The 21310-nt window shown below is 70.7% G+C and carries 18 protein-coding genes; 8 read left to right on the top strand and 10 right to left on the bottom strand.

Translation table 11 applies throughout. The annotated features are described in order from the left end of the window. Window positions 1-37: 37 nt before the first annotated feature. From ACN260_RS24160 to ACN260_RS24150, 3 genes are all read left to right on the top strand, one after another. Entirely contained in the window at window positions 38-4339 is a 4302-nt protein-coding gene (locus ACN260_RS24160) for an AAA domain-containing protein (RefSeq protein ID WP_422753189.1), read from the top strand. A gap of 195 nt (window positions 4340-4534) precedes the next feature. Continuing rightward, a complete protein-coding gene (locus ACN260_RS24155) occupies window positions 4535-4834 on the top strand; it encodes a helix-turn-helix domain-containing protein (protein WP_422753188.1) in 300 nt (99 codons plus the stop codon). A gap of 161 nt (window positions 4835-4995) precedes the next feature. Beyond that, window positions 4996-6000, top strand: coding sequence for a trypsin-like serine peptidase (locus tag ACN260_RS24150; protein WP_422753187.1), 1005 nt, complete (start codon window positions 4996-4998; stop codon window positions 5998-6000). Window positions 6001-6127: 127 nt separating this feature from the next. On the opposite strand, the gene ACN260_RS24145 is transcribed toward ACN260_RS24150, so the two are convergent. After that, window positions 6128-9190 (bottom strand): DUF3427 domain-containing protein, encoded by a 3063-nt coding sequence (locus tag ACN260_RS24145; RefSeq protein WP_422753186.1) that lies wholly within the window; start codon window positions 9188-9190, stop codon window positions 6128-6130. Between the two features lie 211 nt (window positions 9191-9401). Here ACN260_RS24145 and ACN260_RS24140 point away from each other — a divergent pair, with 211 nt between their 5' ends. Continuing rightward, window positions 9402-10535: a hypothetical protein gene (locus ACN260_RS24140; RefSeq protein ID WP_422753185.1), complete on the top strand. Its 1134-nt coding sequence runs from the start codon at window positions 9402-9404 to the stop codon at window positions 10533-10535. A 150-nt stretch (window positions 10536-10685) separates the two neighbouring features. On the opposite strand, the gene ACN260_RS24135 is transcribed toward ACN260_RS24140, so the two are convergent. Further along, window positions 10686-11534 (bottom strand): inositol monophosphatase family protein, encoded by an 849-nt coding sequence (locus ACN260_RS24135; protein WP_422753184.1) that lies wholly within the window; start codon window positions 11532-11534, stop codon window positions 10686-10688. Continuing rightward, complete coding sequence (locus ACN260_RS24130) at window positions 11531-12292, bottom strand: DUF5919 domain-containing protein (protein WP_422753183.1); 762 nt, start codon at window positions 12290-12292, stop codon at window positions 11531-11533. The genes ACN260_RS24135 and ACN260_RS24130 overlap by 4 nt, the downstream gene beginning before the upstream one ends. Before the next feature lie 425 nt (window positions 12293-12717). On the opposite strand from ACN260_RS24130, the gene ACN260_RS24125 reads away from it, so the two are divergent. Further along, window positions 12718-12996, top strand: a complete 279-nt coding sequence (locus tag ACN260_RS24125; RefSeq protein WP_422753182.1) for a hypothetical protein — start codon at window positions 12718-12720, stop codon at window positions 12994-12996. Then, window positions 12993-13952, top strand: coding sequence for an FAD-binding oxidoreductase (locus ACN260_RS24120; protein WP_422753181.1), 960 nt, complete (start codon window positions 12993-12995; stop codon window positions 13950-13952). Before ACN260_RS24125 ends, ACN260_RS24120 begins: the two co-directional genes overlap by 4 nt. 28 nt (window positions 13953-13980) lie before the next feature. Here the strand turns inward: ACN260_RS24120 and ACN260_RS24115 are convergent, their stop codons facing one another. Continuing rightward, window positions 13981-14451, bottom strand: coding sequence for a macro domain-containing protein (locus tag ACN260_RS24115; RefSeq protein WP_281900209.1), 471 nt, complete (start codon window positions 14449-14451; stop codon window positions 13981-13983). A 104-nt stretch (window positions 14452-14555) separates the two neighbouring features. Between ACN260_RS24115 and ACN260_RS24110 the strand changes: the two genes are divergently transcribed. Beyond that, entirely contained in the window at window positions 14556-15884 is a 1329-nt protein-coding gene (locus tag ACN260_RS24110) for an AAA family ATPase (RefSeq protein ID WP_422753180.1), read from the top strand. 33 nt (window positions 15885-15917) lie between these two features. Continuing rightward, complete coding sequence (locus ACN260_RS24105; RefSeq protein WP_422753179.1) at window positions 15918-16280, top strand: globin; 363 nt, start codon at window positions 15918-15920, stop codon at window positions 16278-16280. Between the two features lie 6 nt (window positions 16281-16286). Here the strand turns inward: ACN260_RS24105 and ACN260_RS24100 are convergent, their stop codons facing one another. The 6 genes from ACN260_RS24100 to ACN260_RS24075 all read right to left on the bottom strand — a co-directional run bounded on the left by ACN260_RS24100 (window position 16287) and on the right by ACN260_RS24075 (window position 21308). Further along, a complete protein-coding gene (locus tag ACN260_RS24100; RefSeq protein ID WP_422753178.1) occupies window positions 16287-17165 on the bottom strand; it encodes a cellulose binding domain-containing protein in 879 nt (292 codons plus the stop codon). Between the two features lie 205 nt (window positions 17166-17370). Beyond that, window positions 17371-18222: an aldo/keto reductase gene (locus tag ACN260_RS24095; RefSeq protein ID WP_422753177.1), complete on the bottom strand. Its 852-nt coding sequence runs from the start codon at window positions 18220-18222 to the stop codon at window positions 17371-17373. Between the two features lie 69 nt (window positions 18223-18291). After that, on the bottom strand, window positions 18292-19485 hold the full coding sequence (locus ACN260_RS24090; protein WP_422753176.1) for an endonuclease: 1194 nt from the start codon (window positions 19483-19485) through the stop codon (window positions 18292-18294). A 150-nt stretch (window positions 19486-19635) separates the two neighbouring features. After that, window positions 19636-19857 carry a TM2 domain-containing protein gene (locus tag ACN260_RS24085; RefSeq protein ID WP_422753175.1) on the bottom strand — a complete coding sequence of 74 codons (222 nt, stop codon included), beginning with the start codon at window positions 19855-19857 and terminating at the stop codon, window positions 19636-19638. Between the two features lie 111 nt (window positions 19858-19968). After that, window positions 19969-20379, bottom strand: a complete 411-nt coding sequence (locus ACN260_RS24080; protein WP_422753174.1) for a hypothetical protein — start codon at window positions 20377-20379, stop codon at window positions 19969-19971. Beyond that, window positions 20376-21308, bottom strand: coding sequence for a ParA family protein (locus ACN260_RS24075; protein WP_422753173.1), 933 nt, complete (start codon window positions 21306-21308; stop codon window positions 20376-20378). Before ACN260_RS24075 ends, ACN260_RS24080 begins: the two co-directional genes overlap by 4 nt. Between the last annotated feature and the right edge of the window lie 2 nt (window positions 21309-21310).

Raw genomic sequence — 21310 nt, 5'->3', positions numbered from 1 at the left:
GGGTGCCGGGGACCCCCACAGCCAGCAAAGGTGCCGCATGCTCTCCCGCGCCACGTCCGACATCGAATCGCCCGCGCTGATCCTGGAGCGCACCACCGCGCTGGTCGACTACCTGATGGCCGTGCGCGCCCAGCTGGAGAAGCCGGCCCGCGCGGTGCCCACAGCGGACGTGTTCTGGCAGCACGACCTGCCCGAGCACCCGGACTGCCAGGTGGGCGTCTCGGCCGACGGGGTGAGCTGGCTCCAGGTCGGCCTGCCGGCGACCCCGGGTCGGCTCAAGGCCCCGGTGGAGCTGGTCCCGCACCTCGCCGACACCCCGCCCTACCCGGCCGAGCCGAGGCTGACCGGCGACGAGGAGACCATCGCGCGGCTGCGAACCCGCTTCGAGCAGTGGCGGGAGCAGGACTGGCGGCCCTGGGCCGAGCAGGCCGCCCGCACCGAGCGGGTACGCCAGCTGCACCGCGCCCTGTTCGACCTGATGCACCGGGTCGACATGACCGCCGCCAGCCACGAACTCGTCTGGGGCCACGGCGTCATCCACACCGAGGTCGCCGGCCACCAGGTGCGGTATCCGCTGGTGGTGACCCCGGTCGCCGTCGAGTACGACCCGGACCGGTCGGTCGTGCGGGTGGTGCCGCAGGGGCCGGCCCGGTTGCAGACCGACCCGCTGACCGGCCTCGACGAACGGTACCTGCGGCAACTGCTGGCCCTGGCCGGGGCCGGCGGGCAGCTCGACCTCGACGTCTGGGCGGAGTTCGACAGGCGGGAGTTCTTCGAACGGGCGTTGCGTCGCCTCGGCCACGACCCGGTGCTGCGCGACGCCGACGCCCCCGCCCCCACCGGCGGGTACGTGCACGACACCGGGGTGCTGTTCGTGCGGCCCCGGCAGCGGATGCTGCGCCGCTTCCTGGAGGAGCTGCGGGCCCGGCTGCTGGCCGGCGACACCACGGGCATCGGCGCGCTCGCCGCCGTCCTCGCCCACGAGCCGAGCCGGCTGGAGATGCCGCAGGACCAGCCGCAGCGGTGGCAGCCGCTGGGGGAGCGGCTGCTCATGCCGCTGCCCACCAACGAGGCGCAGGAGTCCATCGCCCGCCGGCTCGCCCAGCACCGCAACGTCGCCGTGCAGGGGCCACCCGGCACCGGCAAGACGCACACCATCCGCAACCTGATCTGCCACCTGATGGCGCACGGCAAGCGGGTGCTCGTCGTCGCCCAGAAGGAGGATCCGCTGCGGGTGCTGCGCGACGGCCTGCCGCCGGAGATCCAGCCGCTCTGCCTGGCCGTGCTCGGCCGCTCCGCCGACCAGCTCGTGCAACTCCAGCTCGCCGCCCGGGAACTTTCCGACCGGGGCGCCACCCTGGACCGTCGTGCCGAACAGCAGCGGGTCGACCGGCTGCGCCGGCAACTGGAGGAGGCCGAGCGGGACCTCGGGCTCGCCCTGGCCGGCCTGCGCGCCCTCGCCGAACACGAATCCGCCCGGTACGAGATCGACGGCGTCCGGCTGTCCCCCGGCGACGTCGGCGGGTGGCTGCGTGAACGGGCCGACCGCTACGGCGACATCCCCGACCCGCTGGCCCCCGACCTGGACGCCCCGCTGAGCGGGGAGGAGTTCAGCGACCTGCTCGACATCGCCCGGCGTACCCGACGCGCCGACCGGGCGCAGGCGCTGCGGGAGTTGCCGACGGCGGCCGACCTGCCGACCGCCGAGGCGATCCGGGACGACCGCCGGGAGCTGGCCGCGACCCGGCACGAACTGGACCGGCTCGCCGACGCCGGGGTGCTGGTCGCCGAGGTACGCGCCGTCGGGCAGCCCGCCCTGGAGGAGCTCGGCGGGCAGCTCCGGGAGGCGCTGACCCTGCTCACCGAGCGGGAGGGCGCGTGGACCGATCGGCTCGGCGCGCTGTTGCAGGCCGACGCCAACTGGCGGATCCGGTGGGAGGACCACGTCGCCGCCAGCCAACAGGCGCTCGCCGACCTGGCCGCCGCCGCCCGGGTCATCGCCGGGCACGAGGTCGACGTCGCCGAGGTCCACCTGACCGAACCGCGCCGGCTCCTGGCCCTGCTCGACGAGCTGCGGCAACGCTTCGCCGCCGGCAAGGGCGTCAGCAAGCTCTTCCAGGGCACCCTGGCCCGGATCGCCACCGACTGCCGGATCGACGGCGAGGTGCTGCGCAGCGCCGACGACGTCGACATCGTCGTCGCGTACGTCACCCGGCGTCGGCTGCGGCAGGCGCTGGCCATCCGGTGGGCGGAGTGGCGCGCGCCGCTCGGCCTGCCCGCCGGGGTCGGCGACGAACCGGAATACTGGACGGGCCGGCTGCTCACCGCCGCCGCCACCGCCCTGGACTGGGACCGGCGGCGCTGGCCGACGCTGCTGCGCACCGTCCGCCGGGTGCTGCCGCGCGCCGAGCACACCGTCGACGTACGCCGGCTGACCGCGCTGATCGCCCTGCTCGGCCGGGCCACGGCGGTGTTCGTCCACGACGAGCTGGTGGCCGAGGAGCACCGGCTAGACGCGCTGCTCCAACGCGGCATGTCCGGGGTGGACGCCAGCGACCTGTGGCGGCTGCTCGACCACGCCTACCAGGGTGACCTCGACGGCTGGGACGCCCTGCTCGACGAGGTACGCCGGCTCGCCGCCCTGCGCCCCGAGGCGCAACGCTTCGCCCAGCTCACCGCGCGGCTGCGGCCCGTCGCCCCGGACTGGACCGCCCAGCTCGAGGACGGGACCGCCGTCGCCCTGCACGGCACCGGCGCGGACTGCCTCGACCGGTGGCGGTGGCGGCGCGCGCAGACCTGGTTCGACCAGGTCGTCGGCAGTGTCGACCCGGTCGCCCTGGGCCGGCGCGTCGACCGCACCCGGGAACGCATCCGCCAGCTCACCCGGGAACTCGTGGTCGCCTCCGCCTGGTTGGAGGTGTCGCTGGCGCTGGACGACCGGCGGCGGGCCGCCCTCGCCGACTGGACCACCGCCCTGCGCAAGATCGGCAAGGGGACGGGGAAGAACGCGGCCCAGTGGCAGGCCCACGCCCAGAAGGCGATGACCGCCGCCGTGGACGCCGTGCCCGTGTGGGTGATGTCCGTCGACCGGGCCATCGAACAGTTCGCCGGGGGCGCGCGCTTCGACGTGGTCATCGTCGACGAGGCGTCGCAGGCCGACCTGTTCGCCCTGCCCGTCCTCACCCTCGCCGAACGGGCCGTCGTGGTCGGCGACGACCAGCAGATCGGCCCGCAGCTCTCCTTCGTCGGCAGCGTCACCGGCCTGATCAACTCACACCTGGTCGACGTGCCCTCGGCTGAGCACTTCGACCCGGAGAGCAGCCTCTACGACCACGCGGTCCGCCGCTCGCCCGAGCGCATCCTGCTCACCGAGCACTTCCGGTCCGTACCGGCGATCATCGGGTTCTCCAGCGACACCTACTACGGCGGCGAGATCGAACCGCTGCGCACCGACCGGCCCGCCGGCATCGGCGACCCGGTCGTCGCCGTGCACGTGCCCGAAGGCGTCCGCCAGGACCTGCCCACGTACGGCAACGTCAACGTCGCCGAGGCCGAAGCCCTCGTCGTCCGGGTCGCCGCGATCGTCGCCGACCCGGCGTACGCGGGCCGCAGCATCGGCGTGGTCAGCCTGCTCAGCACCAGCGGGCAGGCCCTCTACCTGCTGGCCCGGCTGCGTGAGGAGATCGGCGAGGAGGAGATGGAACGCCGCCGGCTGCGCGTCGGCGACCCGTACACCTTCCAGGGCGACGAACGCGACGTGGTGCTGGTGTCGACGGTCGTCTCCCCGCACCACGGGCCGGTCGCCCCCTTCACCAAACGCGACCACCACCGCCGGGTCAACGTCGCCGCCTCCCGGGCCCGCGACCAGCTCTGGGTGTTCCACTCGGTGCAACCCGACGACCTGCGCCCCGACGACGCCCGGGGCCTGCTGCTGCGCTACTGCCAGAACGTCACCACCGCCGAGGAGGCGTACGACGACCTGGAACGGCGCTGCGACAGCGACTTCGAACGCGAGGTGCTGCGCCGCATGCTGCGCCGGGGCCTGCGGCCGTTGCCGCAGTTCCGGGTGGGCTCGTACCGGATCGACTTCGTGCTGCCCGCGCCGGACGGGCGGCGGCTGGCGATCGAGTGCGACGGGGACGCCTACCACGGGCCGGAGCAGTGGGAGAGCGACATGCGCCGGCAGGCGGTGCTGGAACGGGTCGGCAACTGCGTGTTCGTCCGGATCCGTGGGAGCGTGTTCAGCCGGGACCCGGAGGCGGCGCTGACGCCGCTGTGGCAGCTCATCGAGGAGTTGGGCATCGGAGGGAGCCGGACCGCGGAGGCGTCCTCGTTCTGACGACCGCTTCCGGCTGACGCCCCTCCCCGCAGTCACGTCGAGCGGGACACGTAACGCGACACGCGGTCGTCGCTGACGGCGTGTGATTTACCTCGGCTTATAGCATCAATGCTATGGCCGGGAGATCCTGCGGGCTCGCCGGGCGCTTGAGCGGTGCATGGCGGAGCGGCACATCGTGAACGAGGGGGCAGAACGATGAGTGATCGCGTCGACTGGAACGATCTGCGCGACCGTCGACTGGCTGAGCCTGGAGCGGCCGAGGCGTATGAGGCGACCAGGATCGCTTTCGAGCTGGGCCAGGAGGTTCGGCACCTGCGCGAGCGCGGCGGCTGGAGCCAGAGTCAGTTGGCGCGAGCCGCCGGGATGACGCAGTCCGCCGTGGCGCGGTTCGAGGCTGGCGGCACAATGCCCACTCTGCCCGTCCTGGAACGATTGGCCGGTGCTCTCGACATGCGGCTGGAAGTCAGGTTCGCGCCGAACGCCGATGCGGCCTGATCAACCCCCGGCGCGTGCTGCTGGCGGCGACATCGTCCGACGTGCGTGTCGAACAGTGGTGCGTCGGATCAGCCCGGGTCATCGTGGGCAGCCCCAGGGTCGGTACGGCTCCCGGCAACTCGCCAACGATTTCCTGACATTCCCGCCCTACGCTCCCCGCCATGACCTCGAAGACAGCCTTTGGCCTGCGTAAACGCGTCGGCGTCGCGGGAGCGGTCACCGCGCTCGTGACGGCGACTCTGACCGGGCTCGCCCAGCAGCCCGCCACCGCCACGCCCGGCCCGGTCGCCACCCACGTCGTGGCCGGCACCGCCGCCGAGCGGCAGGCGGTGCTGGCGTACTGGACGCCGCAGCGGATTGCGGCTCTGAAGACCCCGTCGGCGCAGGTGCCGCCCGTGGCGAAGCCCGACGGCGCACCCTGGACGCGGGCCAACGCCGTGTCGCGTACCGTCGGCAGGCTCTTCTTCACCGACCACGGCGAGGACGCCAGCTGCACGGCGACGGTGCTGGACAGCGCCAACCGCAGCACGGTGGTGACCGCCGCGCACTGCGTCAACAACACCGACCTGATCGGTGAGGACAATCAGTGGTCGGCCAACGTGCTGTTCGTCCCCGGCTACACCGACGGCCGGGCGCCGTACGGCAGGTTCGTCGGCCGGCTGTCGGTGGCCCCGTCGACGTGGCTGCTCAACGACCAGATCGAGAGCCTGTACGACTCGTACGACCAGGCGTTCGTGGTGCTCCACCCGAACAGCGACGGACGCCGGGTGCAGGACGCGGTCGGCGTCGCCCAGCGGATCGGCTACGACGTGCCGGGCGCGCGGGTGGTGCACCAGTTCGGCTACCCCCGGGCCAGTTCCGACGAGGCCCGCGAGGGGCTGCCGGAATACACCGGTGAGCGACTCGCCTACTGCGCCGGCCGGGCGGTGGAGCAGCAGTCGACCGAGGACTGGCCGGAGCCGCCCGGCCAGTGGGGCACCGCATGCGTGATGGGCGGCGGCTCCAGCGGCGGCCCGCGACTCACGAACTTCGACCGGCACACCGGGCTCGGCACCGTCGTCGGCGACAACTCCCACGGCTACATTCCGGGGAAGCGTTACCTGGTGGGGCCGCAGTTCAGCACGGCGATCACCCGCCCACTCTTCGAGCGGGCGCAACACAGCTGATTCGGGCTGGGTACCGGGCAGCCCACCTCGCCACGGGTGTGGGCGCCCGGTGCCGACGACGTTCCCCCAGCCGTACGAGGCAGACCATCCATGGGTCCTCCGCCACCAGAGGATCTGTCATCGTCCCTCAGGCGGCGATGGTGCGGGCCGCCGCGTACAGGTCGGCGGGCAGCGGGGTCGCCAACTCCCAGACGATCCGCATCGGCCGTTCCCCGCTGTGCTGCCGGTAGGTCATCGGGCCGGCGTACAGGTAGGCCGGTGCGCCGAGGTCCCGATCCGGCACCCGGGTCTCCCGCACGAACAGGTGCACCGTCGAACCCCGTGCCGCGTGGTGGACGTACCGCTGACCGGTAGGGGACGACTCCGAGGTGGTGCTCTGCGACTCCCACTGGAACAGCCGCTCGGTGATCGCCCGGTCGGCGTACATGGTGGTGGGGGAGTAGTGCTGCTCCGACTTGACCAGGGTGACGAAGAACAGGTCCGCCTGCTCGGCCTCCAGCCACTTCACCCCTTCCCGCAACGATCCGGGGTTGGTCATGCCGAACGCCGCGCACGCCTCGTTGCGGCTGTACCGGGCGTGCACCCGCAGCACGCCGACCGGCGCGGTGACCCGGTGGATGCGCTCCCGCAGCACCTCGGCGACCTGACGCAACTCGGCGCAGCGGGCCGGCTCCGCCCACAGCCACTTGAGCCGTTCCTCCCGGGCGGTCAGCGGCACCTGCGGCCCCCACAGGTCGAAGTGCAGCATGTTCCACAGCCGCCCGGCCGGCGGCGGGTCACCGGCGGCGACCCGGGCCAGCAGGTCGAGCCGGTCGACGTCGTCCAGGTGCAGCATCCGGCCGATGGCCCGGCCCAACTCGCGGTCGGCCGGGCCGGGTGCGGAGGTGTCGAGGCCGGCGAGCCGCCGCAGCCCGGTCCACCCGCCGACCGACGCCGACCGGTAGACGTCCTCGACCTCCAGGCCGGTCTCCCGCAGGAATTCGGCGAGGCTGACGTCACCGAGCTGCCGCAGCTCGGCCACCAGTCCCCGCTTCGAGGTGGGCAGCGCGGTGCGCAGGTTGTCGAGCACGATCTCCTTGGCGACCCGGTCGAGCTGCACGTGGCAGCCGCTGGGCAGCGACGGAAAGTCCTGCTCGACGGCGGCTTTGACGGCCCGGCGGGTGACCCCGGTCAGCGCCCGCCAGCGCAGGTCGAACCGGAAGTTGGCGTGCTGCCCGCCGATGAAGTCGAGCACGGTCAGGCACGGCTTGTCGTCGTCGAGGCGCAGCCCACGGCCCAACTGCTGGAGGAAGATGGTGGCGCTCTCGGTGGGCCGCAGCATCAGAATCGTGTCGACCATCGGCAGGTCGACCCCCTCGTTGAACAGGTCGACCGTGAACAGCACCCGCAGCGTCCCGGCCTTGAACTCCCGCAGCAGCCGGTCGCGCTCCGCCCGGTCGACCCGCGAGGTCACCGCCGCCGACGGTACGCCGTGCCTGGTGAACCAGTCCGCCATGAACTCGGCGTGCCCGATGCCCACGCAGAACCCGAGCGCCCGCAACCGATCGGTGTCCACGGTGTCCCGAACGGCCCGGAGGATGATTCGCGCCCGTGCGTCGTCACCGGTGTAGACGTCGTCGAGATCCGCCAGGTCGTACCCCTGGCCGCGCCGCCAGCGCAGGTGTGACAGATCCGTGTCGTCGTGCACCCCGAAGTATTGGAACGGCGCGAGCAGTTGCCGCTCCAGCGCCTCCCACAGGTGCAGCTCCACGGCCGCGCGGCCGTCGAACCACCGCCGCACGTCGCCGCCGTCGGCCCGGTCGGGCGTCGCGGTGAGCCCCAGCAGTACGCGCGGAGCAAGCCGCTCCAACAACCGGGCGTACGTCGGCGCTTCCGCGTGGTGGAACTCGTCGACGATCACCATGTCGTACGCCTGCGGGTCGATCTCCCGCCGGTGCAGCGACTGGACGGAGGCGAAGACGTGCGTCCAGTGCGTCGGCACCTGGCCGGCCACCAGGGTCTCGCCGAAGCTGCCGTCCCCCATGACCTGCCGGAACGTCGACAGGCTCTGCCGGAGGATCTGCTCCTGGTGGGCGACGAACAGCAACGAGTCGACGGTCCTGTTTCTGTGTAGCCGCCGGTAGTCCAGCGCCGCCACCACCGTCTTGCCGGTGCCGGTCGCCATCACCACCAGGTTGCGGTGCCGGCCGTGCACCTGCCGTTCGGCGTCCAGGTCGGCCAGGATCTCCGCCTGGTACGGGTACGGCCGCACGTCCAGGTTGGCGATCTGCGTCGGTTCGTCGGTGCGGCGTTCCCCGCTCAACGCCCGCCGCAACCGGTCGGCGTCCCTACCCGGGTCGTAGGTCTCGAACGCCGGGTCGTTCCAGTAGTCCTCGAACGTGGCGGTGAACGTGTCGATGACGTGCGGCTGCTCGACGTTCGAGATCCGGACGTTCCACTCCACCCCGTCGACCAGCGCGGCTTTCGACAGGTTGCTCGACCCGACGTACGCGGTGGTCAGCCCGTGGTGACGGCGGAACAGCCACGCCTTGGCGTGCAGCCGGGTTGTCCTGGTCTCGTAGGAGACCTTGATGTCGGCCCCGAGTTCGGCGAGCCGGTCGAGGGCGCGTTGGTCGGTCGCGCCCAGGTAGGTGGTGGTGATGACCCGCAGTGTGCCCCCGCGCCGGATCAGCTCCCGAATCGCCGGTTCGACGATGCGCAGGCCGTACCACTTGATGAACGCGCACAGCAGGTCGACGTGTTGCGCCGAGGCCATCTCGTGGTTGACCTCGTGACCGATGCGCGGCTGGTGCTTGCCGTTGACCAGCAGCGCGCCGGTGGAGAGCGGGGTGGTGGGGCGCTGCGGGAAGGTCGGCTGCGCCGGAGGTGTGGGTGGGGCTGCGATGGCGTGCAGGAGGTTTCTGGCGTCGGCGATCTGGTCGTGCTGGTCGGTCGCGGCAGGGCTGAGGGTGGCGATGGCCTCGGCGATCCGGTTGGTCAGCTCGACCTGGTGGCGCAGCTTGTCGTCGCCGTTGGGAACGGCTTGCAGGGCACGGCTGATCAGGGCGGCGAGGTGGTGGGTGAGGGGGTGATGGGCGTCGGCGGGGTCCAGGGGATGGTGCTGGACGTGGGCCGGGTCGAGATGGTGGAGTTGGGTGGCGAGTTGGCCTGTGATCAGGTGGTCGTAGATGCCCGACTCAGGCTCTTTCATGAGGGTGGAGGTTAGCGTGCCCAGGCTCGATACGCGACATGACGAGTTGGATGCACTCGATCATGCTTCGATCGTCGGTAAATTCGGGGTCTTGTGGAGCAAGTAACGCGACTAGATTTGTTGGTAGAAGGTCTGCGTGCGAATGGTTCAATCGACTCGTCCTGTACTTGATTATGAGATAGCGCGAGCATCATTCTGTTTGTGATTATGGATGGTTGAGTTGACGGTCACATTTCATGCCGCTCTGCTGTTGGGTAGTGACGATACGTTCGGTGATCGGCCGGACGTGATCTTCGATCAAGAAGGTTCAGTTGATGGGTGGAGCTATCGAGTAACTGTCGGTGCTATTTCGGCGCGAGTTCGAGAACACGTGACGTCAACCCCAGCGCTTTTTGATGCGCTCTTGTCTGGGGTGTTTGCCACTGGGCCTCGCCCTTGGGTGAATGCGCAAGACCCATTCGCGGCAAGAGACCAGCTCATTGCTGACGCGGCTGCCAATCATGCGCTTGCAGCTCCGTGGGATGACAACGAAAGAGCTTTTACCTCCATTGAGGTATGGAGGTCAGTTGAAGTTGATTTAGATCCGTTGCGGAGCGCCTATCGCTATTGCTGGTACGATCTGAACTCGGCTGAACGGGTGCTATCTGATCATTATTCAGGCGGCGTCGAGGTGGCCCAATTTTTGCTTGGGGCGCTTTTGGCTGAGATGGGTGGTGACTTGCTGTTTCATCGTTGGAAGGGTAGTTTGCGGTGGCTGGAGTATGACCGTGATCGACCATGCGCTGTTCCAACGTTCGGCATGGGGGCAGTGGCTGTTGTGCGTAGGTCTGACTCGACTTCGCTCGTTGAAAGGATGCAGGGACTGCTGCTGCCGTCTTCAGTTTCCAGGGATATCAGAGATAAGCTTGCCACTGTTGGTCGGTGGCATTCGTTGGCTGCAGCGGAAGAAGATTCGTTTCGAAGGTTTCTGTGGCAATTTGCAGGTATTGAAGTTATTTCTAAAGCGATTGCCAAGGCTGGTCGACCAGACCTGCTTCGAGCGTTGTCTATTGTGGGGGCGCCAGGCGATCAAGAAAGTCCTGTCCATGAGCTTATTTGGCCATCGAGGGATGACGGGCGCGACCCGGATCGAAATTTGGTTTTCAGCTTCTGTGCGATGGTGATAGTGCTGGCACCCCATCGCGCTGCTCAGGACGTGGCTTCGTTCAGAAAGATCGTACGCTATCGCAATCAAATACACGGAGGAGTGTTAGACCCGAACGATCCTCCTTCGCGCGGCATTAGCGCGCTTTGGGAATACTATAGCCCACTTGCGGCGCAGTTCCTTTCAGTTCGGGCAAGGTAGTTCGGGTGGCTGGATGTGGGCGGTTCTGGCGCTTTTGCCGCTGGCGACTACCGTAGCCTTCGAGCTGCTTTTAGTCGGTATGATGCGTGATTTGTCAGTAGGGTATCGCTGGCGAAAAGGAGCTGATCTTCGTTTGCCCGGCGGCGGACGTCACTTTTGCCGTCGTGCAAACGTGACGGCGTTCCCGGGTGACGGGACCGACGACCAGTCACCCGGACAGGCTGCACCAACCAGCGTCAGCATATGTTCGGCTAAACTGGGAGTGAGGCCGAGGGTTACCGAGGATCGAGGGCAGTGATTGCTTCCGTCGCGGTCGACGACGATGGCACCCGCTTCCCGGGCGATCGCTGTTCCGCCCGTCATGTCCCACGGATGGTTGGACAGGGTAAGTGCCGCGTCGATCCGGCCTTCGGCCAGCCAGGCCAGGTCCAGCGCGGCGGTCCCGGTCATCCGCACCCGCTGCACCGCCTCGGCCAGCCGTGCCGTCAAAGCGAGACGCGCCTGGTTCTTGACGGCTGCGTCCGACCCCACGGCATAGTCACCGATTGCCACCACTGCGTCGCTCAGCCTGCTGGTGTCGCTTACCCGGATGGCTTTCCCGTCGACTGTCGCGCCGTCGCCACGGGCGGCGACGTACCGGTTCCTCAGAAACGGCACCTCTATGACGCCGAGGACTGCGTCATCCCCGTGCAACAGCCCCAGCGACACCGCGCACAGCGGAATGCCGCGTACGAAGTTGGCCGTCCCGTCGATCGGGTCGAGCACCCACTGCATCTCGCCGGTGCCCTGGACCCCGTCTTCCTCGCCGAGGAAGCCGATTTCCGGAGTGGCGGCCTGGAGGAAGGCACGAACTTCCCGCTCGATCTCGTAGTCGAGCTGCGACGCGAAGTCCCTCTCACCTTTGGCGGTGAGGGCGCCGGGGGAGCGGTGCCGCATCATCTCGGCTGCCCGTGCCACTGCCTCCTCCGCCACCGGAAGCAGGTGTCGGTAGTCGCTCACAACCGCCGCCCGCGCTGCCACTGCGCCTCGAAGAACTGCTCGAAGATCGGATACAGGCAGGCCCGGTCCTCCTGGCGTCTGACGACGAACGTCGGGGAATCGACCCCTCGACTCACCGGCAGGTACGGCTGCGCGACACAGAGGTCATCTGCCAGGACCACGTTGAAACGGAGCGTGTCGTCGTAGACGGCCAACTCCAGGCGGTCACGTAGCCCTTCCGGCAGCCGCTCCCGGACCCGCATCAACGTCTCGATGTTCAGCTTGGTCAGGCCGGAGAGCTGACCTGGCGAGAAGCCTTCCTCTGCCTCGCGTGCCTGGACGGCCGACCCTGCGGGGTCGAGGAACAGGCAGCGGGCCCGTCCACCTGAGTCGAGAAGGTTACGCCACTGGCTGTCGGCGAAGCCCTGAGCAAGCAGGTTGAGCGAGAGTCCGACAGCGCGAACCGCCTTCGCGCCGCCCAAAAGATGGTCGGGTGAGATCCGGGCGGAGAACTCTGATCGGCTGGAAAAGACGGCGACGAGGTCACCGAGTTGTGTCGCGTCGCTGACCGGCACGTCAGGCGTGTCGGTGGGGAATGGTGTTTCGGCTCGCAGTGCGGCCGTGAAGCGGTCCCGCGCCTCCGCCGGAGCTTTGCCCAGCGTGGTGTCGAGGGCAGATTGCATCTCAGGGCGTGGAGTGACGCCAGCTCCGCCGGCTTCCCACTTGGACACCGTCCGCTCGGCCACGCCGAGGTGTGACGCGAAGTCGCGGATGCTCATGCGGAGGGCATGGCGGAGGGTCCTGCTCTCCTGACCGCTCCATCGCTGCACGGTCGTCATGGTGCCGCCTCAGCTTATGTCGAGTTAGGTCAACGTGCACTGTATCGGCAGTTGGTGCAGCGCGGTGACCGCGCAGGTGCAGTCCGTGGTCATGTCGTCAGCGGAATCGTCTGACCAGGGTTGATGCATGGCCCGGGGCGGGTGCCGGGCTCCGGGGACGTGTCGATCCGAACGACGCGACCTCATCCCCGCCCGCCCCGGTGCCCGTCACCTTCCCGCCGACGTACAGGGGCCGCAGACACCATGATCACCACCGCAACGAACCTTCCAACACGGGCCACCGACGAGGAGGGGGCCGCGCACACTTCGTACCCGGGTCGGTTGTCCGATCGTGCGCGGGCCACGCCCGAGGGCGGTGGGCAGGCGTGACGCCGCAGGAGATCGTCCACCGGTGGTTGCGGCTGGTGACGGCGGACGCGGAGCTGTCGCCGTACCTCGTCGGGGTGGATCGGGATCGGCTGGCCGCGCACCTCACGGCGAGCGTGGCCGCCGCGCTCGCCGGGGAGCCGGCGGACGCCTGGGGTGGGCTCGGCCTGTCCGAGGAGCAGCATCGGCGCATCGGTGACTACCTGGTCGGGGTGTGCTGGGCAGCTGACCTGCCCGAAGGGCGGATCGCCCGGGTGCGGCGGGCGGTGGCCCGGTGAGGGAGGCCGACGAGTTGCGGTCGGCGCTGCCGGATCGGCTCGCCGCCCACGATGCCGAGCTGCTGATCGCCACGCTCCGCCGGCTCGCCACCGACCCGGAGCCGGCGGCGCAGGCGGTGACGCTGGCCGTGTTGGGCCATGCCTTCCGCCGGTTCGCGTTGCTGCCGCATGCCAAGCTGATCAGCGCGCTGGCCGGTGCCGACGTGCCGGTGGAGTTGCTGCGGCAGGCGGCGGCGCGGGCCGACGACGATCCGCCGTGGCGGCCCGCCCAGGTGCTCGCCCGCGACATCCCCGGCGACCACATCGCCGTCCTGACGGTACGGCCGTGGCGGCGGCTGCGCTACCGGCCCGGCCAGGCCGTCGCCGTCAGCACGGAGCGCAATCCCGGTCGGTGGCGCTGGTATTCCCCCGCCAACGCGCCCCGCACCGAGGGCACCGTCGAGCTGCACGTTCGTGCCATCCCCGCCGGCAGCGTCTCGGTCAGCCTCGCCCACGAGATGAACCCCGGTAACGTGGTCTGGCTCGGGCCGCCCCGCGACACCGGCCAGCACCTACGCGACGGTGACCTGCTGCTGGTGGCCGGCGGCACCGGTCTGGCCCCGCTGCGCGCCCTGGTCGAGCAGGTCGCCGCCGCCCCCGACGGCCGCCGGGTCACCCTGGTCGTCGGTGCCCGCACCTTCTTCGACCTCTACGACCCGATCGTCCTCGACAAGCTCCAGTGCGCTCACGACTGGCTGACCATCGTGCCCGTCTTCTCCGACGACCCCGAGGCGCACCCGACCGAGCAGGGCGACGCGCTCACCACCGCGCTGCGCCACCACCAACCCCACCAGCAGGTGTACGTCTGCGGCCCGCCCGCGATGCTCGACGACGCCCGCCGCTGGCTGCCCCTGGCCGGGGTGCCCGTGGATCGTCTCCACCTGCCCGATCCGGCAGCCCCGCAGGCTCCGTGGTGAGGCAGGAGCAGGTCCGCCGGGCGTAGGTTCAGGACCGGGCAACAGCGCCGGCCGGGGGGAACAGCAGCACCCGCACGTCGGGCAGGTCGGCGAACGCCTGTGTGATCATCGGCTCGACCACGGTCCAGTCGAGGCCGCCGGCGCCGCAGCCGAGCGCGGGCACCGCCACCGAGCGGATCTGCCGCTCCCGGACGACCCGGGCGAGGTCGGTCAGGCCCGACCGGATGTCGGGCAGCTTCGAACTGGCCCGCCAGTGCCCCTTGGTGGGGAAGTTGATGACATAGCGGTGCCTGCCGGACCGGCCGGAGTCGACCACGAACATCCTGCCCAGCCGCACCTCGCCCGCCACGCAGGCGGCCCGGTAGGCGGCGTAGTTGGCGGGGTGGGCGTGCTTGAACTGGAGGGCGATCCCCTTGCCCATCACCCCCACCGTGTTGACGGCGTTGACGAGCGCTTCGGCATCGGCGGTGAGCAGGTCACCGTCGCTCAAGATGATCATTTGGCGTCCTTTCCTGGTAGCGCTGTCGTACCAGGAAGGTGTGACTACGACGTCCTGTCGGCGCGGGCCGGTAGGGTGCCGGGAACGCTGGGGAGGAGAGGCCGATGCTCGGGCTTGAGGTGCCGCCCGCCGTCGAGGCGGAACGGGTCGTCGCGGCCGTCCTGGCCGACCTGCGCTCGGGCGACCATCGGGGCGTGGTGGTCGACTCCCCGCCCGGGGCCGGCAAGTCGACCCTGGTGGTGCGGGCCGCCGCCGAGCTGGCCGCCGCCGGTGAGCCGCTGATGATCGTGGCACAGACCAACGAGCAGGTCGACGACCTGATCGACCGGCTCGCCACCAAGGACCCCGAGCTGCGTATCGGCCGGCTGTCGGCGACCGACTACCGGCCGTCGGAGCGGGTCCGGGGCCACGACACGGTCCGGGTCGCGTCGAAGGTCACGGACCTGGGCGATCCGGCCGTCACCATCGGTACGGCGGCGAAGTGGGCCACGGTCACCGACGGCCGGTGGCCGTGGGCGATCGTCGACGAGGCGTACCAGATGCGCTCGGACGCCCTGCTGCGGGTGGCCGGGCGGTTCGAGCGGGCGCTGTTCGTGGGCGATCCGGGGCAGCTCGACCCGTTCTCCACCGTCGAGACGCTGCGCTGGACGGGCCTGAGCTGGGACCCGATGCAGGCGGCCGTGGCGGTGCTGCTGCGGCACAACCCGGAGCTACCGGTGCACCGGCTGCCGGTGTCCTGGCGGTTGCCGGCGTCGGCGGCCCCGGTGGTCGCGGCGGCGTTCTACCCGTTCACCGGCTTCCGCGCCGGCACCGGCCCGGCCGACCGGGCGTTGACGCTGACCCGGCCGGGGCCGGGCGACGCGCTCGACGCGGTGGTGGAGTTGGCCGCCGGCACCGGCTGGGCGTTGCACGAGCTGCCGGCCCGGCACACCGTGCGTACCGATGCGGAGGCCGCCGCGGCGTGCGCCGCGCTCGCCCTGCGGGTGCTGCACCGGGGCGCGGTCGCGGTCTCCGAGCACGCCCCGGCCGGCGCGCCGGTGACCGCCGACCGGATCGCCGTCGGCGCGGCGCACCGCGACCAGGTCGCCGCGATCCGCGCCCACCTCGGCCCGGCCGGGGCGGACGTCACGGTGGACACCGCCAACCGGCTCCAGGGCCGCGAGTACGACGTGACGATCGTGCTGCACCCGCTGTCCGGCCGGCGGGACGCGACGAACTTCCACCTGGAGTCGGGGCGGCTGTGCGTGCTGACCTCCCGGCACCGGCACTCCTGCATCGTGGTGGCCCGCGCCGGCATCGGTGAGCTGCTGGACGCCCACCCGTCGACGGAGTCGGTGCACCTGGACGTGCCGGTGAAGTTCCCCGACGGCTGGGCCGCCAACCAGACCACCATGACGTTCCTGGCCGGGCACCGTCCGACGACGGGACGGTGAACTGCCGGTACGCGACGATCCGTACTGAGGGGTGTGCGGACGACGGAACTGGTCACCTGCCCCCGGAGCGCGTTCGACTGGCTCGGGCCGGCCGGGGTGCGCGCGGTGGTGATCCGCTGGCTGCGCCTGGTCGCGGCGGACGCCGAGCTGGCGCCGTACCTGATCGGGCTGGACCGGCCCCGGCTGGCCGGTCGCCTGACCGCTCAACTGGCCTCTGCCCTGGGCGGCCCGGGTGGCGGGCGGATCGTGGATGGGGCGTGGCGACGGCTCGGCCTGACCGACGAGCAGCACTGGCGGGTGCTGGACTATCTGGCCGCCGTGCTCTGTGGCCTTGGCCTGCCGGTCGACACGATCGTCGCGGCCCAGCGCGCCGTCGCCGGGGAGGCCCGCGCCTGACGGCGGTCAGCCCCAGTTGTCGCCGTACTCGCGGACGCCGTCGACGTCGAGGGTGATCCGGCTGTTGGGGGTCCACGCGCCGGTGGCCGCCTGCCAGCTCGGGTCGTCGCGTTCGTCGATCGCCGTCCAGTTGGGCCGGTGCAGCCGGAGTTGGATCGGCCCGGAGGACGCGCCGGGGGCCAGCACGCCGGTGTCGAAGGTCAGCTCCACCCAGCCGGGGAAGGGGGTCCCGGGCACCGGGTAGACGGTCGGCGTCGGCGTCGGGCCGGGCGGCGGCGCGGGCGGCGGAAAATACTGGAGGGTACGCCGGATGTGGTCGCAGCCGAGCGTCGCCCAGTCACACTCGGTGGTCAGGGCGGCGTTGCCGTTCTCGAAGCGCAGGTGGTAGCGGACCCGTACGGTGGTCAGGTCCAGCGGCCGGTTGCCCGTGTTGGTGATGTTGAGTCGGAACTGGGCCTGGTTGTCGGTGGGTGCCCAGTCGAGGTTGAGGTAGTCGACCTTCGCCCGCCCGTACGCGGTGCGCACGGTGGTGACCGCCGAGGTGTCGGAGTAGCCGCCGATGGCGTACGCCTGCAACGCGATCCGGTAGTCGGTGCCGGGGGCGAGGTCGGTCAGGGTGACGGCGTTGGTCTGCGTGCTGCCCAGCCCCCGGTAGGTGTTCGGCCCGATCGGCGAGCGCACGTCGTAGGTGATCGGGCCGCCCGGCTCGCCCTTCCACGTCGACGGGGCCCAGGTCAGGCTGAGCCGGTGCGGCTCGTTGGCGACCACCACGGGCGCGCCGGGGGTGGTCAGCGCCGGGGTGTCGTCGGCGCGGGCGGCGCCCACCGCGAGCAGGCTGACGAGCGCGGCGGCGGCGGCGGTGGCGGTGACACGACGGGCACGCATACCCCGGATGGTACGGATATCGATGCACGTGCATCAATGACGGAGATGGTGGCGCTGATTCGCCAACGTCGTCAGCTCGACAGCGTCCGACCACCACCTGCCGTCCCGGCAGGGAGCGCCACCGGTGGCCGGACGCGACGGAGCGGAACCCTGGCCCGGGTCCCGCTCCGTGGTCGCGCCGCATCCGGGCGGCGGAGGTGTTCGCTCAGGCGGGGATGTAGTCGAACTCGTCCGGGTTCGGGCCGGTCCGGCCGGCCTCGCCCCGGTCCAGCCCGCTGATCCGCTCCATCGCCGTGTCGTCCAGGGTGAAGTCGAAGATCCGGAAGTTCTCCTCGATCCGCTTCGGGGTGGTCGACTTCGGGAAGACGATGTCGCCGCGCTGCACGTGCCAGCGCAGCACCACCTGGGCGGGGGTGCGGCCCACCTGCTCGGCGACGTCGACGATCGTCGGGTCGTCGAGCACCCGGCCCTGGGCGATCGGGGACCACGCCTCGGTGAGGATGTTGTGCTCGCCGCCGTACGCGCGCACCTGCTCGTTGGTGAGGTACGGGTGCACCTCGATCTGGTTGACCGCCGGCACCACGTCGGCCTCGGCGGCCAGCCGCTCCAGGTGCGGCACCTGGAAGTTCGACACGCCGATCGAGCGGGCCCGGCCGTCGCGCTGGAACTCCTCCAGGGTCTTCCAGGTGGAGACGAAGTCGCCGTCGTAGCGGGTGGGCAACGGCCAGTGGATGAGGAACAGGTCGACGTAGTCCATCTTCAGCGCGGACAGCGTCGACTCGAACGCCCGACGGGCGTCCTCGGGGCGGTGGAAGCCGTTGTTCAGCTTGCTGGTCACGAAGACCTCGCCCCGGTCCAGCCCGGAGGCGCGGACCGCCTCGCCGACCTCCGCCTCGTTGCCGTACATCTGGGCGGTGTCGATGTGCCGGTAGCCGATCTCCAGCGCCCGGCCGACGGCCTCGGCGGTGTCCCTCGGCTCGATCTGGTAGACCCCGAAGCCGAGCTGCGGGATGGTGTTGCCGTCGTTGAGGCTGATGTCGGGAACGGTGTTGGCCATGTCGGTGGGTTACCCGGTCGGGCGGGTTCCTCACCGCCCGACCGGGGTGATCTGCGACAACCGGCCCGTTCAGCCCCAGATCGCGGTGGCCCACTCCGGGTGGTCGACGAACGGGTTGCGGTTGCCCTGCCAGCGCTCGTAGATGCGCTGGTTGCGGCGCTGTTCGAAGGCGTCGGGCGGGTCCTGCCGGTGCCACTGGAGCAGCACCGGCAGCCGGCCCAGGTAGGGCGCGGAACCGTTGGTGACCGAGTTGTTCATCTCCAGGTTCGGCCAGCCGTCGTCGCCCTCGTACCGGATCGCCATATACATGATCATGCGGGCGACGTCGCCCTTGACCGCGTTGCGGGGCTCGAACGAGTCGGCGTCGCTGTAGCTGCCCGGGGCCTCGGCGACCGCGCTGCCGCCGGTGTCGAAGTCCTTGTTGCCGCGGGTGGAGTTGACCGTCACGTCCTCGGGGCGCAGGTGGTGCACGTCGGTGCCCGGCCCGGTGGCGGTGCCGAAGTCACCGTGCGACTTGGCCCAGACGTGCTCCCGGTTCCAGTCGTTGGCCCCGCCGCCGTTGCTGCTCTTGCTCTGCGACCGCCCGCTGTAGAGCAGGATCACGTTGTTGGCGTTCGCCGGGTCCTGGTCGGTGTCCTTCAACGCGTCCCACACCTGGTCGTAGCTGAGCTTCGTCTGGGTTGTGATGATGGCGTGCAGGGACGTGCGCAGCGCGTTGCCGGTCTTGCCCATCGCGTTCGCGTAGTACGTCGAGTCGTACGGCCCGGTGGAGCCGGTCGGCCCGGGGGTGGGGGAGGCGGTGGTGGTGGGCGTCGGGCTGCCGCCGCCGAGGCTCATCGCGGTCGGGCTCTTCAACCCGCCGTGACTGAAGTACGCGGTCAGCGTCCCGGTCGCGGTGACCTGCCGGCCGCGCAGCGACGGGTTGGTCAACAGCCCGAACGTGCTGCGGTAGTCGGCGGTGATCTGGACGTAGAGCATCCGGCTGGTGCCGGTCTCGGTGGCCGTGTCGGCCAGGGCGATGGCGGTGTCGGCGGTGTAGCCGGAGGTGAGCACCGTGCTGGTGGCGGTCGGCTGACCGATGACGTACCCGGTGACGGTGGCGGTCCGGCCGTCCTGGCTGGCGAGCGCCTGCGCCACGGTCGACGTGGCCGCCGCGGACGCCGACGTCGCGGCCACCGCCACCGGGGCCGCCAGGGTGACGGCGGCGGTGAGCACGGCGACCAGCCGCCCGGTTCGCGGGCGGATGCTGCTCTTCATATCCATGCCCGGCGATGTTATCGGCCGGAACCCGCCCGGCGGGAGGTCGCCGGGTGAATTCCCGTCGACCGTCCCACCTCTGCTCGACACCGGCCGGGTCTCCGGCGTGCCGGGCGACGCCGGGGCCGTGCGGGCGCCCCGGCGCCGTCCGGTGCCTCACTTGACCAGCGGCTGGCCCTGCTTGTCGCGGAACGCGCCGACCAGGATCATGATCAGATCGATGAACGCCCAGATGCCGAGTCCGCCGATGGTGATCAACTGGAGCACGCCGGTGCCGACCTTGCCGGTGTAGAACCGGTGCGCGCCGAGCACGCCGACGAAGAAGCAGAGCAGCAGGGCGACGACCCAGGACTTCTGAGTGGTGACAGGAGCGGTCACTGCGATCCTTTCTCGGGTGGAGACAGCCGCGGGAGCGTATCCACCGTCCCGGCCCCACACAAGATCGAGACGGACGGCTCCGCCCGGACGGACGAGCAGGTCCCGGCCGGTTCAGCGGGCGCGCACGGCGGCGGAGGCGACCCGGAACCCGATCGTCCGGTCGACCAGCCGCTCCACCAGTTCCGCCTTGCGTAGGCCGGTCACCCCGCGCAGGCCGAGCCGGGCGGCCAGCGCGCGCAGGTCCCGCATCGCCCAGGGCGTCAGGTACTCCGTGCCGTCCCGGCGGTGGACGAAGGCGTCCAGGGTGGCCGACGCGGCGGCCAGGTCGACGCCCGACGGGGCGAGCGTCGCCGCAGCCGGCCGGTCCGTGCCGCTTCGGGGCGGCGGCACCGGGGCGACGACCAGCCGGGCCCGACCCTGCGCCAGTGCGGCGGCGTCGGCGGCCGACAGCCCGGCCAGCAGTTCCCCCACCCGGGCCAGGACGCCGACCGCGACGTCCCCCGTCGACTCCGGACCGCTCACACCGTCACCTCGCGGGGTTGCAGGTGGGCGATGAACTCCGTGGTGATCTGCCGCAACTCCTCCTGCACCACCGGCGAGGTGACCCGGTTCCGCAGCACCACCGGGACGCCGCGCGGGGTGTTCCCGGCGAACAGGGTGATGTTCTCCCGCAGCGCGGTGGGGAAGACCGGCAGCCCGAGCGCCCGCACCTGGTCCAGGAAGCCCTGGTGGGCGGCGATCGGCCGCTGCGCGGTCAACTGGATCATGGTGAAGACCACCCCGGCGACATCCGGGGCGACCTTGTGGTGCCGGCGGCTGGTGGCGAACCGGCGGGCGTCGGCGTTGTACCGGTCCACCAGTTCCCGGACGCTGCCGCAGAGGTGGTCGATGCCGAGGGTGGACAGGTAGTCGGCCTTCGCCGGGATGAGCAGGTGGTCGCTGGCGATGACGGCGGACTGGGTGACCACGTTGAAGTTCGGCGGGCAGTCGATCAGCACCAGGTCGTAGCCGTCGAGGGCGGCGTCGTGCAGCCCCTCGGCCAGCGCGCCGCGGACCCGGAACAGCTCCCGGTCGTAGTCCTCCCCGTCGGCCACGCCCCGGGCCAGCGCCAGGTCGATGTCGGCCAGACCGAGGTGCGAGGCGATCAGGTCCAGCCGGCCGGCCCCGCTCAGGTGGGCGTTGGCCGGGCCGGGGGAGACCACCAGCTCACCCAGCGTCACCGCCGGGGTGTCCCCGCGCAGGCCGTCGTACCAGCGTTTCACGGTACGGCCGTCGCGCAGCCGTTCCCGCCAGTCGTCCGGGTCGTAGAAGCTGAACGTCAGGCTGGTCTGCGGATCGAGGTCGATCAGCAGCACCTTCATCCCCCGGTTCGCCAGTTCGGCCCCGAGGTTCGCGGTCACGGTGGTCTTGCCCACCCCGCCCTTGTAGTTGATCACGGACACGACGTACACCG

This window comes from Micromonospora sp. WMMD708, assembly GCF_049315245.1.
Taxonomy (GTDB): domain Bacteria; phylum Actinomycetota; class Actinomycetes; order Mycobacteriales; family Micromonosporaceae; genus Micromonospora; species Micromonospora wenchangensis.
The sequence above is the reverse complement of the archived record's forward strand: the minus strand, read 5'-3'. Positions and strand labels throughout refer to the sequence as shown.

Bases quoted from the DNA above. Each gene is read 5' to 3' on its own strand.
- ACN260_RS24160 (WP_422753189.1), top strand. From the start codon at position 38: ATGCTCTCCCGCGCCACGTCCGACATCGAATCGCCCGCGCTGATCCTG.
- ACN260_RS24155 (WP_422753188.1), top strand. From the start codon at position 4,535: ATGAGTGATCGCGTCGACTGGAACGATCTGCGCGACCGTCGACTGGCT.
- ACN260_RS24150 (WP_422753187.1), top strand. From the start codon at position 4,996: ATGACCTCGAAGACAGCCTTTGGCCTGCGTAAACGCGTCGGCGTCGCG.
- ACN260_RS24145 (WP_422753186.1), bottom strand. From the start codon at position 9,190: ATGAAAGAGCCTGAGTCGGGCATCTACGACCACCTGATCACAGGCCAA.
- ACN260_RS24140 (WP_422753185.1), top strand. From the start codon at position 9,402: ATGGTTGAGTTGACGGTCACATTTCATGCCGCTCTGCTGTTGGGTAGT.
- ACN260_RS24130 (WP_422753183.1), bottom strand. From the start codon at position 12,292: ATGAGCATCCGCGACTTCGCGTCACACCTCGGCGTGGCCGAGCGGACG.
- ACN260_RS24115 (WP_281900209.1), bottom strand. From the start codon at position 14,451: ATGATCATCTTGAGCGACGGTGACCTGCTCACCGCCGATGCCGAAGCG.
- ACN260_RS24110 (WP_422753180.1), top strand. From the start codon at position 14,556: ATGCTCGGGCTTGAGGTGCCGCCCGCCGTCGAGGCGGAACGGGTCGTC.
- ACN260_RS24100 (WP_422753178.1), bottom strand. From the start codon at position 17,165: ATGCGTGCCCGTCGTGTCACCGCCACCGCCGCCGCCGCCGCGCTCGTC.
- ACN260_RS24095 (WP_422753177.1), bottom strand. From the start codon at position 18,222: ATGGCCAACACCGTTCCCGACATCAGCCTCAACGACGGCAACACCATC.
- ACN260_RS24090 (WP_422753176.1), bottom strand. From the start codon at position 19,485: ATGGATATGAAGAGCAGCATCCGCCCGCGAACCGGGCGGCTGGTCGCC.